Raw genomic sequence first — 13,203 nt, 5'->3', positions numbered from 1 at the left:
CATTTAGCGCTAAACCTCTACTGGTATGACCTTGGCCCCTTCCGTTCGTAAGCTGATGCTCACGGCTCACATTACGTTTTCAGTAGGCTGGCTGGGGGCGGTTGCCGTATTCCTGGCGCTGGCCGTAACGGGATTAACCAGCCAGAATGCGCCACTGGTGCGGGCTTCGTACCTAGCCATGGGCCTGAGTGGCTGGTTTGTCCTTGTGCCCTCCAGTTTCGCGGCCCTGCTCACGGGTGTAGTGCAGGCAGTTGGCACCCCTTGGGGTCTGTTCAAGCACTATTGGGTGGTCGTGAAGCTGCTGCTGACCGTGGCTGCCACGGTGCTGCTGCTCGTGCACATGCAGCCCATCAGCTACCTGGCAGAAGTAGCCGCCAAAGCCGACCTGTCCTCGACGGAGCTGCGCGGCATGCGGCTACGGCTGATTGCCGACGCCGTGGCGGCCTTTGTCGTGTTGCTGGCGGCTACGACCATTTCGGTGTACAAGCCCTGGGGGCGCATTGGCAACTGGCTGCAGCAGCGCAAACAACCCGGCGCGGTGGCCGCTGTGCCCACCTCTTGGGGCCAGTATGTGCTGCTGGGACTGCTCGGCCTCGTGGTGGTGTTTATCGTCGTGCACCTGCTCGGTGGCGGGCTTGGACACCATTAGGGCTGCTGGTATACAAATCATGTAAGCTGCCAGCGCAATTCTGTACCCTTGGCGGCGCACCCGCCGCTACCTTTCAGCGTTACTTATTTGAAACCGACCCGCTCGGCAGACCTTAATTTACCTCTCCATGAAAACCCTTCAGTTTAAGACCAATATCAATTGCGGTGGCTGCATCAAGGCTGTTACGCCCACCCTTAACCAGGAAGCCGGCGCCGGCAACTGGCAGGTGGACACGGCCAACCCCGACAAGATTCTCACCGTCACTTCCGACAAGCTGACGCCCGAGCAAGTAGTGCAAGCCGTCGAAAACGCCGGCTTTAAGATTCAGGCGGCCTAAGCATCCGCGCTGCTCCTTGTTCAAACGCCCGGCTCTGCCGGGCGTTTTTGTTTCCGGCCCCGTTCTATTCTTCATCCGGTAGAAAGTGAGAATTATGTAGCTCAGGCGTGTAATAGCAGCAAACATTGACCTGGGCAGTCATCGTAAAGGACGCTAAAGGCGACTCTGGTCTTCGCCTGGGGTTAGCCCGTTAAGCAATTAGGCTAGAACCCGCCAGTAGGCGAGGCTACCATTTATGTAGCCCAGGCACTCCTGCGGCGCTCTTATCCGGGAAACAGCGTTGATGGTGGCCGTTTGACCAGGCATTCAGCGCTTTTCGCGGCTTCCCAACTGACCTTTTGCCTGCGCCTATGTTTTCAGATTTTCCCAACCTGCACCCGCTCGTGGTGCATTTGCCCATTGTCTTGCTGCTGCTCAGCGCCGGCCTGCAGGCTTTGCTCGTGTACAAGGACTGGCCCCCGGTGAAGTGGATTACCATGGGGGTGATGGCCGGCGGCTTTCTCGGGGCGCTAGCCGCCAGCACCGTGTTCCACGCCATGCCCATGGGCCTGTCGCCCCGGGCCACTGCCGTGTTTGAGGCCCACGAAAAGTTCGCCAGCTACACGCTGTGGCTTTCCGGTATTACGTTGCTGCTGGCCGGAGTCGGCACGTTTTTCAAGATTCAACGGCGGGCCTACGAAATCCTGGTGCTGGTGTCGGCCGTGGCCACGGCCGGGGTGCTTTCGGTAGCTGGGCATCGCGGGGCGCAGCTCGTCTACGTCGAAGGCGTTGGGCCCCAGGGCCGCCTGCTCGATAAAAGCCACGGCCACGGGGGTGGGGAAGCCATGCCCGCCATGGATATGGGGGCTGATAGCCACGACGAGGCGGAAGGGGCCGACGACCACAACGGTGGCAAGGCTCCCGCTTCGCCCAGCCCGAACGCCGCCCCGGGGTCAACCGAAATGCCCGGCATGGACATGAGCGGGCCAGCACCTGCCAAAAAGGGCAGCAGCACCTCACCCGGGGCGATGGGCACCATGGATATGCCCGGCGGCAAGCCGGCTGGTCAGGGTCGGCCGGGTTCTCCTAAAAGCGCAATGCAGGAAATGCCAGGCATGACCCGGCCCGCCTCCAAAAGCGCCCAGCCCATGCCCGCGGGCATGGATATGAGCCGCCCGGCCAAGCAGAAGCCCATGAATGCAATGCCCGGGATGGAGAACATGCCGGGGATGAGCCAGCCGAAATCAGGCGCGAAAAAGCCGGCCACAACCCAACCGGGCATGGAAGGCATGGGCACCATGGGGGATATGCCGGGCATGAAGACTCCAAGCCCGAAGCAGCCCAAGCAATCCATGCCGGCGATGGGCAATATGAGCAACATGCCCGGCATGGAAAAGGGCCAGGCCATGCCCCAAATGAGCATGCCCGCCAACCCCATGGACAAGTTCCGCTTCGAGGACAACAATCCCGCCCGGAACAAACCCAAGAATGCTAAACAGTAATGTACTGATGAGATTATTTGCTCTGCTATTCTTTGTGCTTGGCTGGCTGCCCCTGGCCGCCCAGATGCCCCAGCACCAGGCCATGCCCAAAGGCAAAGCTGCCAATGGCCTGGCGACGCCTCCCCCGGACCAGGACCTGCGGGGCCACGTGGTGACGCCCCGCACCGGCCACGCCGGCCAGCGGGTCGAATACGACCTGTACGTGGACGAGCGCCAGGTGAACTACACCGGCAAAACCCGCTTGGCCATCGCCATCAACGGGCAGATTCCGGCCCCCACGCTGCGCTTCACCGAGGGCGACACGGCCATTATCCGGGTGCACAACCAGATGGGCGTGGAAACCAGCATTCACTGGCACGGCATCCTACTGCCTAACCAGTACGACGGCGTGCCCTATCTCAACACGGCCCCCATCGAGCCGGGCGGCATGCACACCTTCACGTTTCCGCTCATTCAAAGCGGCACCTACTGGTACCATTCCCACACCATGCTGCAGGAGCAGAACGGGCTCTACGGTTCCATCGTCATCCAACCCCGGGAAGTGAAGTACGAGCTCAAGGAGTACGTGCTGTTGCTTTCCGACTGGACCGACCACCCGCCCAAGGAAGTGCTGCGCTACCTCAAGCGGGCCGGCGAGTGGTTTGCCGTGCAGAAAGGCGCCACCCAGAGCTACGGCGAAGCCATTGCAGCCGGCTACTTCAAGGACAAGGTCAAGCAGGAGTGGGGCCGCATGCCGGCCATGGACCTGACCGACATCTACTACAACAAGTTTCTCACCAACGGCCGCGAGAAAAGCTACTACCCCGACGCCAAACCGGGGGAAGTCGTGCGCCTGCGCATCATCAACGGCAGCGCCTCCTCGTACTTCTACCTGCAGTACGCCGGCGGGCCCATGCAGGTCATTGCCGCCGATGGCATCAACGTCGAGCCCTTCCCGGTGTCCAAACTCGAAATTGCCACGGCCGAAACCTACGACCTGCTGGTGACCATTCCGCCCACGGGCGCCGCTGAGCTGCGGGCTACGGCCAACGATATCACCGGCTACTCCTCCAGCTACTTAGGGGCCGGCGAGCCGATGAAAGCGCCCGACCTGCCGCGCATCAACTACTTCCAGATGATGCGGGAGATGGGCAACATGACCGGTATGGACATGGGCGGCAACGGCCAGATGGACCCCAAGGGTGGCGGCATGAAGGGCATGGACATGAAAGGGGGCAGTGGGGATATGAAAGGCATGAATATGCCCGGCAACCCGCCAGAGCAACAGCCCGCGGCCCCGGCCATGAAGGGCATGAACATGCAGAACGGCACCATGCCCGCCGCCACGGCTCCCTCGCCCCAAAACCGCCCGATGAATATGCAGGAAAAGAGCGGCAAGAGCATGGGCACCATGCAGGACAAAGGCGGCAGTATGGCAGGCATGGACATGGGCGGCGGCATGGCTGGTATGAGCATGGGCAGCGACTTCAACTACAACCAGCTGCGGGCCCTGAACCCGACCACGCTGGATTCAACCCGGCAGTGGCGTGACATCAAGCTCACGCTCACCGGCAACATGCTGCGCTACGTGTGGTCGTTCGATAACAAGACCTTATCCGAGGCCGATAAAATCCCCATCCGCCGGGGCGAGAACGTGCGCATGACCTTCACCAACCTGACCATGATGCGCCACCCGCTGCACCTGCACGGGCACTTCTTCCGCCTGGTCAACGCCCAGGGCGCCTACTCGCCCATGAAGCACACCTTCGACATCCCGGCCATGGGCACGGTCACCATCGAGTTTGAGGCCAACGAGCAGCAGGACTGGTTTTTCCACTGCCACATCCTCTACCACATGATGGCCGGCATGGCCCGCATCATCAGCTACGATGCCAGCCCCCAGAACGAGTTTGCCAAAGGCAACTACCGTATGCTCAAGCGCGAAGACAACGCCGTGTATCCCTGGTTTGACCTGTCGGTGCATTCGCAGGGCGCCTACCTGGAAGGCAACCTTTCCAACAACCGCAACGCGCTGGAATTTGAGGGCCGCGTAAACTACCAGGGCAACTACGAAACCGAAACCCACCTGCTGCACTACCTCGACAAGCGGCAATTGTGGGCCGGCTTTGTCGGCTACGATTTCCGCGATAACAAAACCCTGCGCTCGGCAGAAGATGCCGAAGGCGGCAACCGCCGCACGGCGGAAAACAACCGAAACTTCCGCCGCCAGGCCGAAGTCGGGGTTTACTACCTGCTGCCGATGCTGGTGCGGGCCGAACTGCGCTCGGACCTGACCGGCCAGGTGCGCCTGCGTTTGGAACGCCGCGACCTGCCCCTGAGCAACAACGTGTTTATGGACATCAGCGCCAACACCGATAAGGAATTCACCCTCGGCTTCCGCTACATGGTCAGCAAATACGCCTCGCTGAGCACCAACTACGACAACCAGTACGGTTGGGGCGCCGGCCTCACCTTCCACTATTAGGCCAGTGCTCAACTAGGAGGGCAGCCGCATACACGACTCCCCGCCAGAATTGCATAGTTTATTGACAGGCAACCCACTACTACTGGCTTTCGATTGGTCTGGTAAGCAGGCAGTAAGACGCCTAAAGGGGAACCGGTACCCACGCTCCCTTTTTCAACGGGCCTATTGCTGCTCAAAAAGCTGGCTAACAGCGCTACCATTCATGCATACCGTGGAATTTGATAACCTGATTCGCCGCGCGGCGCAAGCCTTTAGGCCGTCCTCGGAAGCTGAAATTGAAGTCAGCTGGCAACACCTCCTCGCTGTATCCGGCGGGTTGGACTACCGATTGGGACAGGAGCGTCGTCAGCCTTGCTGCGTGGACCTGCCTGGCCCGCATGGCCGGTTGGCTGCTTCTGCGCCGCAAGGCCTGGTCGACATCAATTCCCGGGAAGGGCGGCCTAGGCACTAAAGCGGCGGGGCACAGGTGCGGGCTCTTTTTGCTTCTTATTTACAGGCCTGCACCAGGGCACTTACGCTCAGCGTAGCCGTTGCGTCGGTGGTGTAGTTGTCGTTGTTCACGCACACGAACAAGCGGCGCGTGCCGGGGGGCAACGTAATGGGGCGTGTTTCCTGCGGCGTGTTGAGCGCCGCCCGCAGGATAGTCTTGTCTTTGCTGATAGTGCCCTTGGTGTCTAGGAATTGCTGGGCGGCATCTTCGTCAGGCGTGATGTACCAGTGGCACTTGGTGCTGACGGTAGGCGGGGCGTTATTGCCTTGCTTCACCAGCGCTGATGCGGCGGTTCCTAACAGCGCCGGAGCCGCTGCCCCGCCGCTGCCAGCTACGGCGGCCACGGCCAGAGCCGTTGACCACGACACCGGGGGCTGGCCTTCGTCCCGCACATCGAGCTTGTACACGATGCCCACGGTGCCGTCCGGAATATCCACGATGAACACCTTACGGCTGGAGTGCATGCAGTTGCTGCAGTGAATGGAGGCATTGCTCAGCGGAAGGGCCTCGACCATCTTAGACCCGCACTTAATTTCCCGCCCGTCGGCGCGCCAGCTGCGATAGTCGGCCTGCTGCACCCCGTTCACATAGGTTCCACGGAAGCTCACTTGGCCGTTCTCGTGCCAGCCGCAGCATAGCCCGGTAGGCTTGTCGGGTGCTTCGCTGGCCATTTTGCCTTCCCACTGCTTTTTCCACGAAGGGTAGAAGTAGTCCCGGACGGTGCCCACCGTTTTGCCCGCGGCATCATGGCGGGCAATCCGGGCATAGGAAACCTCCTCCAGCGTCTCGGTGCGCTCCCAGTCCCGGTCAAAATACACGGTATCGGCCGGCGGCAGGCTGACGGCCGCCGGCTTGGGCCGCTGGGCCAGCGCGGGCAGGCAAATCATTAAGAATAAGGCGTGCAGAAAGTAACGTTTTGCCATACAGGAATAAGTGGTAGAAAAAGACGGAATGCGGTGGGTAAATATACCAGGCTGCCGCGCGTTCGCTGAACTCGCTCACGCAAAAAGGGGCCACTCGATTGAGCAGCCCCCTTTTCACAACTAGCAATTCGGTTGTTTACAGCGTCAGGCCCAGTCCCGCGAACCAGGTGCGGCCGTCGGCGGGCAGGATGCCGGGGCCGGGGTAGCCGCCCGAGCGCCGGGTGAAGTAGCGCGCATCGAACACGTTGTTCACGCCCCCGCTGAGGCGGTAGCGGCTGTCGCGCCCCAGCTTCCAGGTGGCGGAAAGGTCGGCCACTTGATAAGCCGGAATTACGCCGGTCTGGGCATTGGTGGGAGCAGTTTCCGTGTTGCTGGCATCAGCATACGCCTTGGCCACATGGCTGAACTGCCCGGTGATGGACAAGCCTTGGTGGGCAAAGGTGAGGCCGGTGCGCAGGGTTTGGCGCGGGGCATTCTCCACGTAGTTGCCCTCCAGGTTGCTTTCCACAATCTGGGTGCTGGGGCCCGTGCCCGTGAGCGTGGTCACGGGCAGGCTGCCGTAGCGGGCATCGAGCAGGCTCAAGGCGGCGAACAGGTCGAGGTGGGGCAAATTGAAGTTGCCGGTAATCGAGTGAATCAAGTCCAGCTCGGCGTAGGCCTCCAGCCCGTGGGTCTGGGTGCGGCCCAGGTTGGTGCGGAACTGCTGGGTCTGGCCGATGGTGCCGCCGGGCACCGGGCGGCGGATGGTGCCGATGCGGTCCTCGTAATTCAGGAAAAAGTAGCCCACGTCGAAGCGCAGCCAGCTCTTGAAGTTGCCGCGGTAGCCCACTTCGGCCGTGTAGCCGCGGGCGTCCTTCAGGTTGGGGTCGATGACATCCGAGGTAGCCGGCGGCACCAGGTCACCGAACAGCACGGGGCGGAAGGCCCGCGAGTAGTTGGCGTACAGGTTGGTCGTGGGCGACACCTGAAACTCAGTGCCCAGGCCGTAGAGCAGCACGTTGCGGCGGCTGGCCTGGTTGGGAATACGGTTCTCCGTGCCGTTGGCAGCCCGTCCCAGGTAGCCGCTGCCGGTGTTGCGCAGGTAGTCGTAACGGAGGCCCGGCGTGAAGCTCAGCCGCGTACCGGCGTGCAGCAGCAGCTCGGCAAATGCCGCGGCGTTGGTGGTCGTGAAATCAAACTCGTTGGTAAAGCGGCCGTCGCCGGTCAACGTTAAATCGAAATCCGAACTGGTGGTGCCGGTGCCGCGCTGGCGCCGGGTGGTCGTGGCACGGTAGGCCCGCAGGCCGGTGGCCAGGGTGTGGGTGCGGCCCAGGAAATCAACATCCTCGGTCAGGCGCAGCTCGGCGCCGAGGTTGCGGTATTCGTCGCGGTCCACCTGGCGGGCAGCGAACTGTCGGGTGCGGCGGTTCACAGTGTCCGGGGCGGGCAGGCCGGCCACAAAGCCCACGCTGCTGCGGGAAGCCACCAGGCCAAAGGTTTTCAGGCTCAGGCGGGTGCGCTCAGTGGCCTTGTAATCCAGTGTCAGGGCCGGAATCAGCCAGGGCGTGCTCAGCCAGTTGCGGCTGCGGGTGCTCTGGCGGCTGTCCTGGGCAAACTGTGCATCGGTCAGACCGCCCGGCTGCTGGAGCTTATCGGTCAAATAGCTCACTTCCGCACCCAGCGTCAGGCGCTCGGTCAGGGCCACGTGCACGTTGCCGTGCAGGTCATCGACAGTGAACTGATTGTAGGGGCGCCAGCCGTCGCCTTGGCGGTGGCGGTAGTAGGCGTAGTAGTTAACCTTGCCCACCGTGCCGCCTACGGCATTGTAGGAGTTGAACAGGCCGTTGGAGCCGGCCGTGTTGCTGGTTTCAATCTCAACCTTTTTATCACGGGACCCGCGCTTGAGCTCGTAGTTGAGCAGGCCGCCGAACTGCGGCCCGAACTGCAGGCCCGCGCCACCGCGCAACAGCTGAATGCGCTCCACGGCTTCCATGGGCGGGTTGTAATAGGCTTCGGGGTAGCCGAACGCATCGGCGCTCATGTCGTAGCCGTTCTGCCGGGTGTTGAACTCCCAGCTGCGGTTGGGACTCAGGCCCCGGGTGGCGATGTTGATTTGCTGGCCGGAGCCGTCGTTTTCCCATACCATCAGGCCGGGAATGCGGGCCAGCACCTGGCGCACGTTGTTCTGCGTCAGGTTGGCATTCACGTCGCGGGGCTTAATGAGCTCGTTGCGGCGGCCGGCTGTGAGCGTGGTGCCGTCGACGGGCGCGGCGAAGTGGGTGGCGGCGCCGGTGACGGTGACTTCGCTCAGGTTCTGGTGACGGGTAGTGTCGGGCGCAGCGGGCAGCCGCTGGGCCAACCCGGGCTGGCAAACGGCAGAAAAGGCAACACTGGCGAAAAGGCCAGCAAAAGTACGGTAAGGGAAAGAGCTCATCAGAGGGCCTTTGCGTGGAACAACGGCACAAAGGTACCCTTATTTAGAATCATTATAAATAACACTAATCCCCCTTATTGCTTACATAATTCCCAGTTTTGCCTGTTGGCCTCAGATAACCGGAGGCGTCGAACGCCGCAGGGCCCTTTGCAGCGCGCGGTTGAACAGGTAGTATAAGCCATACAGGGAAATGACTACCAGCGCGAAGAGCAACACTTTGCCGGCGGTGCCGGTATCGGGGTTTCGTAACAGGGCGGCCGCGTCCTGCGCTTTCGAACCAAGCCCGTAAAAAAAGAGGCTGCGCGGCAGCATGCCCAGCACCGAAGCCGCCAGAAACCGTCGGCGCTCCACCCGCAGCACGGCCAGCACAAAGGTCATCAGGGCAAAGGGCAGCACCGGGGAAATACGGGTGAGCACAATCAGCTGCCAGCTGTCGTGCTTGAGCTCCTTCATCACGGCATCGGCCTTGGGGAAGTGGCTCAAAAACGCCGTCATCTTCCCATGGTCCAGAGCCGAGGCTACCTGGTAGCCGATGAGCGCGGCCAGCGCGTAGGCGGCCACCATGCCCGGCAGGCCCGCCCAGCCAAAATAGAAGCCCGTGACCAGCGCCACGAACGTGGTAGGCGTGAGGGCGAAAGCCATGGTCAAGGCCGTCACAGCAAAGTAGAGAAAGGCCGGACCTAGGCTCAGGTCGGTCAGCAGACTCTGGTTGCGGTAGAGCATGTAGGTAGCCGACGAGCTGCCCAGTAGCGGCAGGGCCACGAGCAGCACCATGGATACCATGGTCGAGGCGTTCTTTTGGAGAAAGGTCTTCAGCAGGGATGGAATCATACGGCAGGTCTACTGGAGCAGCCCAGAGCGAAGGGGGCAACGGGGAACAAAAGGGAAAAAGAGAGGAGCACTAGCGGAAACTAATGCGGCACGGAAGGTGTAAGGGAGGCTTATAAGCCGCCTGCTATCAATGGCTTGCCCACCGTTTAAGTTGCTGCTATGACCTTGTTCACGTTTGCCTGGCTCGCTGCCGCCAACCTGCTGCCCGTTAGTGCCCCGGCACCGGCGGCGACCACCACCGTCACCGTGGTCGTGACCAAACTGCCGTCGAACAAGGCTACATTGAAGCTGTACTTCTACAACGTGAAGGCTAATTTCCTGGTCCGCAACCAGTACACGCTGCTCAAGCACATCAAGCCCGGGGGCAGCACCAAGGTCGTGTACCCCATTCAGCTGCCACCCGGCGAGTGGGCCATTGCCGCCACGCAGGACACGAACGAGAACGACCTGGTAGACCGCAACATGCTTGGCATTCCCACCGAGCCCTTTGCCTTGTCCAACGTCGGTCACCCGCGCTTTAAGGTGCCGACCTTCGAGGACTGCATGTTCAAGGTTAGCGGGCCGACTACGGTGACTATTTCCATGAAATAAGCCTGGGCTGGCGGACTTCCACCGTATTACTTGGACCATAAGCAAAAAGGTAGCCTCGCACGAGCTACCTTTTTTCGTGTCAGAGCCCGGACCTACTCAGTGATGAAAAGCTTACTTAACGTCAAGCCCACCCCGTAGTTTGTGCACCTTCCGGCCGATTTGCTTGCATAATTTCCCGTCATTGTAGCCATCAGCTTATTTACGTGATAGGTAGCGATTAGTGTTCCTTATCACTACCTATCCACTATCTTGCAAGCCCAACCCAAACTCGGGTGATGATACCTTATATATAGGCTACATGGAAAACTCTGGCGCACTCACGGCGCATCCCGTCGGGCATGGACTGGCGCACCACACCGGCGCGGCTGCTCGCTACGTCGAGGCCGGGCTGACCGGAGCACCGAATACGGCCCGGGCATACGGCGCCCACTTGAAGCGCTTCAGTTCCTGGTGCACGGAGCATGGGCATGAACCGTTGCCAGCAACAGTCGATGCGCTGGTTGGGTTTTGCACCCACTTGGCCCAGGCGGGCAAAAAAGTCGGCACCCTGGAGCAGCACTGTGCGGCCATTAGCAAGGCCCACGCGGTACGCGGGGTCGACTCGCCCACGGATGACAAGCAGTTCAAGATTTTCATGGATGGCGTGCGTCGGGTACACGGCGTGCGACAAAACCAGGCGCCGGCTTTTTCCCTCGCGCAGCTCAAGCAGTTGGTACGCAGTCTGGATGTGCAAACCGTAACGGGCCTGCGCGACCGAGCCATTCTGCTTCTTGGGTTTACCGGTGCGTTTCGCCGCTCCGAGTTGACGGCGCTCAATGTGCAGGACCTGCGATTTACGGAGGAATGCCTCGTCGTATCGCTGGGTAAGAGCAAAACCAATCAGCTGGGCGACTACGAGGAAAAGGCGATTTTCTATTCGCCGGAACCGGCCGTTTGCCCGATTCGCTCCTTGAAAGCATGGTTGGAGCAACTGAAACGCAGTGAAGGGCCAGTGTTCGTGATGCTGCGCAAGGGCAATCGGCTCACCACCAACCGCCTTTCTGACCAGACCATCAATACCTTAGTTCAGCGTTACCTGGGCCCAGGCTATACCGCTCACTCCTTACGCGCATCCTTTGTTACCGTGGCCAAGCTGAATGGAGCAGATGACAGCAAAATCATGAATCAGACGAAGCATAAGACTAGTGCGATGATTCGGCGGTACACACGGCTCGACAACGTGCAGCAGCATAATGCCGCCAAAGAATTGGGCCTTTAATTTGATTAACTAAAGTTAAGTCCCAACATGCATGATTCCTGTACTTGGCTAAAACAGGATAATACTTATTGGGTTAATGAGAAGTTAGCTGCTTTAACCAGGAATGGATGCATCCGTTCCGCAACGACATCAAGCTGTTCAGGGTCAAGTAGCCGGCGCTTATGAGTAAGGTTAACCATCTTGGCATCAAAGTCAATTCCATGTGTCTCCTCAATGGCTAAAATTAGCTGCGACTCTCTCGGCTGATTATCAACAATGAATTGTAACATTAATGGCAAATTCTCTTTATCCTGCCCTTGCTGATTGGGGGCATCTATAACTATTGGGCAGTAAGCCGAGGAACCATACTCACGGGCTAAGTGCAAAATACTATAATAGTATGCCATCAGTGCTCTGGGTTTAGCACTTCCTGACTCCTTGATAGTTGAAGTCATTGCTTTGTAAAACTTTTCCTTGAGGGAAAGCACGTTTAAGCCGACTAAGAACTTAGACATATATCCTAGATATTTTCCATTGATAAGTTCTTTACGCTCTTTGTCTTCAGAACCCTTCATGACATCCTCATAGCGTTTCTTCTCAATCAATACCTCCTTAAGTCTTTCCGTATATAGTGCAACCTCTTCCTCAAGCATATTCTTGATTTCCCGCTTACCCTCGCTAGCAATCAAGTCTTTGAGCTTTACTTCTTCTTTTTTAACCCCTAGATGTTTCTCTATGTCAAGGATTATAGAGTTGGTATTGCTATACTGTTCCGAGGCTATTGATATGTTGGTGTCAATAGCTACTAATTCCTCCTTCAATTCAGTTATCAAGTCTAAGCACTTCTGCTCATCTTGAGCCATATCGAAGCGCTCAGCAAACGAGTTATCGTATTCCGCACCACAGCTTGGACACAATACTACATCATTAAGGGTTTCTACTGCATATGTGTAATCCTCCTGAGTTTCTTCAAGAGCCCGTCTAGTTATCTCTAACTGAGCATCGACGCTAATTCGCGCATTATAATGATGTGCTAAATCGTGTTTGATTTTGTTTTGCGAAGCATTCAAATCTTCGCAAACGACTAACAAATCAGACAATTCCTTCTGGAATTCTTCGATACTTACACTAAATTCAGTTTTAGCGATTTTTTCCTTCAGGTTTGCGAGAAGGCCTTTTACTACTTTCTCTTCAGTTGAGAGAACTTTTATTTTCTCATCAATTAGCTTTATTTCTCCTTTCGCTTCAAAGAACTCATTAGGTCTGAGCCCTGTATGGTAGCTAACAAGGTCGCCTTTTGGATTAGGTAAATAAAGGCGGTCGAAAGAAGACCAGTTTTTGGCCCAACCCAAATCTTGGTCAACATAATAAGGCAAGAAGAGATATGCTGGCGGGGGTACAACTATTTCTGCCTTTTGATTTACTAACTTGATTTTAAAATCAAATAGGTTTGCTAAGACGCTTCCTAGCTCGGAAACTTTGGTGGACTGAAATTCTACTTCTCCCTCCGAATTGAATAGAGTAAAAAAGTTACCCTGCTTCATCATAGAATAGGGAACCCTATCTACTGTGAAGCGAACTATAGAAACCACTTCTGCATCCTGCCAGCTTGGATGTAGCTGGTGCGGCTGTGCTCCAAATGTATAGTAGATGGATTTCATCAGGCAAGATTTGCCTGTACTATTCATTCCCACTATCACTGTCCTTCTTTTGTCGAAGGTTAGGCTTAGGGCGCTTTTTTCCTTTTGGGATAGAAGCAGTATCTCTTTTAAGTAAAATGCCTTCAT

10 protein-coding genes are annotated in these 13,203 nt (G+C 58.2%); 6 read left to right on the top strand and 4 right to left on the bottom strand.

What is annotated here, in order from left to right:
- Positions 1-25 precede the first annotated feature (25 nt).
- From F1C16_RS21805 to F1C16_RS21790, 4 genes are all read left to right on the top strand, one after another.
- A complete protein-coding gene (locus F1C16_RS21805) occupies positions 26-649 on the top strand; it encodes a hypothetical protein (RefSeq protein WP_185284703.1) in 624 nt (207 codons plus the stop codon).
- Between the two features lie 127 nt (positions 650-776).
- Complete coding sequence (locus F1C16_RS21800; protein WP_185284702.1) at positions 777-986, top strand: heavy-metal-associated domain-containing protein; 210 nt, start codon at positions 777-779, stop codon at positions 984-986.
- A gap of 350 nt (positions 987-1,336) precedes the next feature.
- The gene (locus F1C16_RS21795) at positions 1,337-2,467 is read left to right on the top strand and encodes a DUF2231 domain-containing protein (protein WP_185284701.1); all 1,131 of its coding nucleotides are present in this window, start codon (positions 1,337-1,339) and stop codon (positions 2,465-2,467) included.
- A 7-nt stretch (positions 2,468-2,474) separates the two neighbouring features.
- The gene (locus F1C16_RS21790) at positions 2,475-4,931 is read left to right on the top strand and encodes a multicopper oxidase domain-containing protein (RefSeq protein WP_185284700.1); all 2,457 of its coding nucleotides are present in this window, start codon (positions 2,475-2,477) and stop codon (positions 4,929-4,931) included.
- Between the two features lie 486 nt (positions 4,932-5,417).
- On the opposite strand, the gene F1C16_RS21785 is transcribed toward F1C16_RS21790, so the two are convergent.
- The 3 genes from F1C16_RS21785 to F1C16_RS21775 all read right to left on the bottom strand — a co-directional run bounded on the left by F1C16_RS21785 (position 5,418) and on the right by F1C16_RS21775 (position 9,588).
- The gene (locus F1C16_RS21785) at positions 5,418-6,344 is read right to left on the bottom strand and encodes a toxin-antitoxin system YwqK family antitoxin (RefSeq protein WP_185284699.1); all 927 of its coding nucleotides are present in this window, start codon (positions 6,342-6,344) and stop codon (positions 5,418-5,420) included.
- Between the two features lie 136 nt (positions 6,345-6,480).
- Positions 6,481-8,757 (bottom strand): TonB-dependent receptor domain-containing protein, encoded by a 2,277-nt coding sequence (locus F1C16_RS21780; protein ID WP_185284698.1) that lies wholly within the window; start codon positions 8,755-8,757, stop codon positions 6,481-6,483.
- Between the two features lie 111 nt (positions 8,758-8,868).
- Positions 8,869-9,588 carry a TVP38/TMEM64 family protein gene (locus F1C16_RS21775; RefSeq protein ID WP_185284697.1) on the bottom strand — a complete coding sequence of 240 codons (720 nt, stop codon included), beginning with the start codon at positions 9,586-9,588 and terminating at the stop codon, positions 8,869-8,871.
- 159 nt (positions 9,589-9,747) lie between these two features.
- On the opposite strand from F1C16_RS21775, the gene F1C16_RS21770 reads away from it, so the two are divergent.
- Both F1C16_RS21770 and F1C16_RS21765 read left to right on the top strand, forming a co-directional pair.
- A complete protein-coding gene (locus F1C16_RS21770; RefSeq protein ID WP_185284696.1) occupies positions 9,748-10,179 on the top strand; it encodes a DUF2141 domain-containing protein in 432 nt (143 codons plus the stop codon).
- Between the two features lie 298 nt (positions 10,180-10,477).
- Complete coding sequence (locus F1C16_RS21765; RefSeq protein WP_185284695.1) at positions 10,478-11,437, top strand: site-specific integrase; 960 nt, start codon at positions 10,478-10,480, stop codon at positions 11,435-11,437.
- Positions 11,438-11,502: 65 nt separating this feature from the next.
- Here the strand turns inward: F1C16_RS21765 and F1C16_RS21760 are convergent, their stop codons facing one another.
- Positions 11,503-13,077: a hypothetical protein gene (locus F1C16_RS21760; RefSeq protein WP_185284694.1), complete on the bottom strand. Its 1,575-nt coding sequence runs from the start codon at positions 13,075-13,077 to the stop codon at positions 11,503-11,505.
- Between the last annotated feature and the right edge of the window lie 126 nt (positions 13,078-13,203).

It is taken from the genome of Hymenobacter sp. NBH84 (genome assembly GCF_014217645.1).
In the GTDB taxonomy this organism is placed as follows: Bacteria; Bacteroidota; Bacteroidia; order Cytophagales; family Hymenobacteraceae; genus Hymenobacter; species Hymenobacter profundi.
The sequence above is the reverse complement of the archived record's forward strand: the minus strand, read 5'-3'. Positions and strand labels throughout refer to the sequence as shown.

Coding starts and splice junctions, on each gene's coding strand:
- F1C16_RS21795 (WP_185284701.1), top strand. CDS start 1,337: ATGTTTTCAGATTTTCCCAACCTGCACCCGCTCGTGGTGCATTTGCCC.
- F1C16_RS21800 (WP_185284702.1), top strand. CDS start 777: ATGAAAACCCTTCAGTTTAAGACCAATATCAATTGCGGTGGCTGCATC.
- F1C16_RS21760 (WP_185284694.1), bottom strand. CDS start 13,077: ATGAAATCCATCTACTATACATTTGGAGCACAGCCGCACCAGCTACAT.
- F1C16_RS21775 (WP_185284697.1), bottom strand. CDS start 9,588: ATGATTCCATCCCTGCTGAAGACCTTTCTCCAAAAGAACGCCTCGACC.
- F1C16_RS21805 (WP_185284703.1), top strand. CDS start 26: ATGACCTTGGCCCCTTCCGTTCGTAAGCTGATGCTCACGGCTCACATT.
- F1C16_RS21765 (WP_185284695.1), top strand. CDS start 10,478: ATGGAAAACTCTGGCGCACTCACGGCGCATCCCGTCGGGCATGGACTG.
- F1C16_RS21770 (WP_185284696.1), top strand. CDS start 9,748: ATGACCTTGTTCACGTTTGCCTGGCTCGCTGCCGCCAACCTGCTGCCC.
- F1C16_RS21780 (WP_185284698.1), bottom strand. CDS start 8,757: ATGAGCTCTTTCCCTTACCGTACTTTTGCTGGCCTTTTCGCCAGTGTT.
- F1C16_RS21790 (WP_185284700.1), top strand. CDS start 2,475: ATGAGATTATTTGCTCTGCTATTCTTTGTGCTTGGCTGGCTGCCCCTG.
- F1C16_RS21785 (WP_185284699.1), bottom strand. CDS start 6,344: ATGGCAAAACGTTACTTTCTGCACGCCTTATTCTTAATGATTTGCCTG.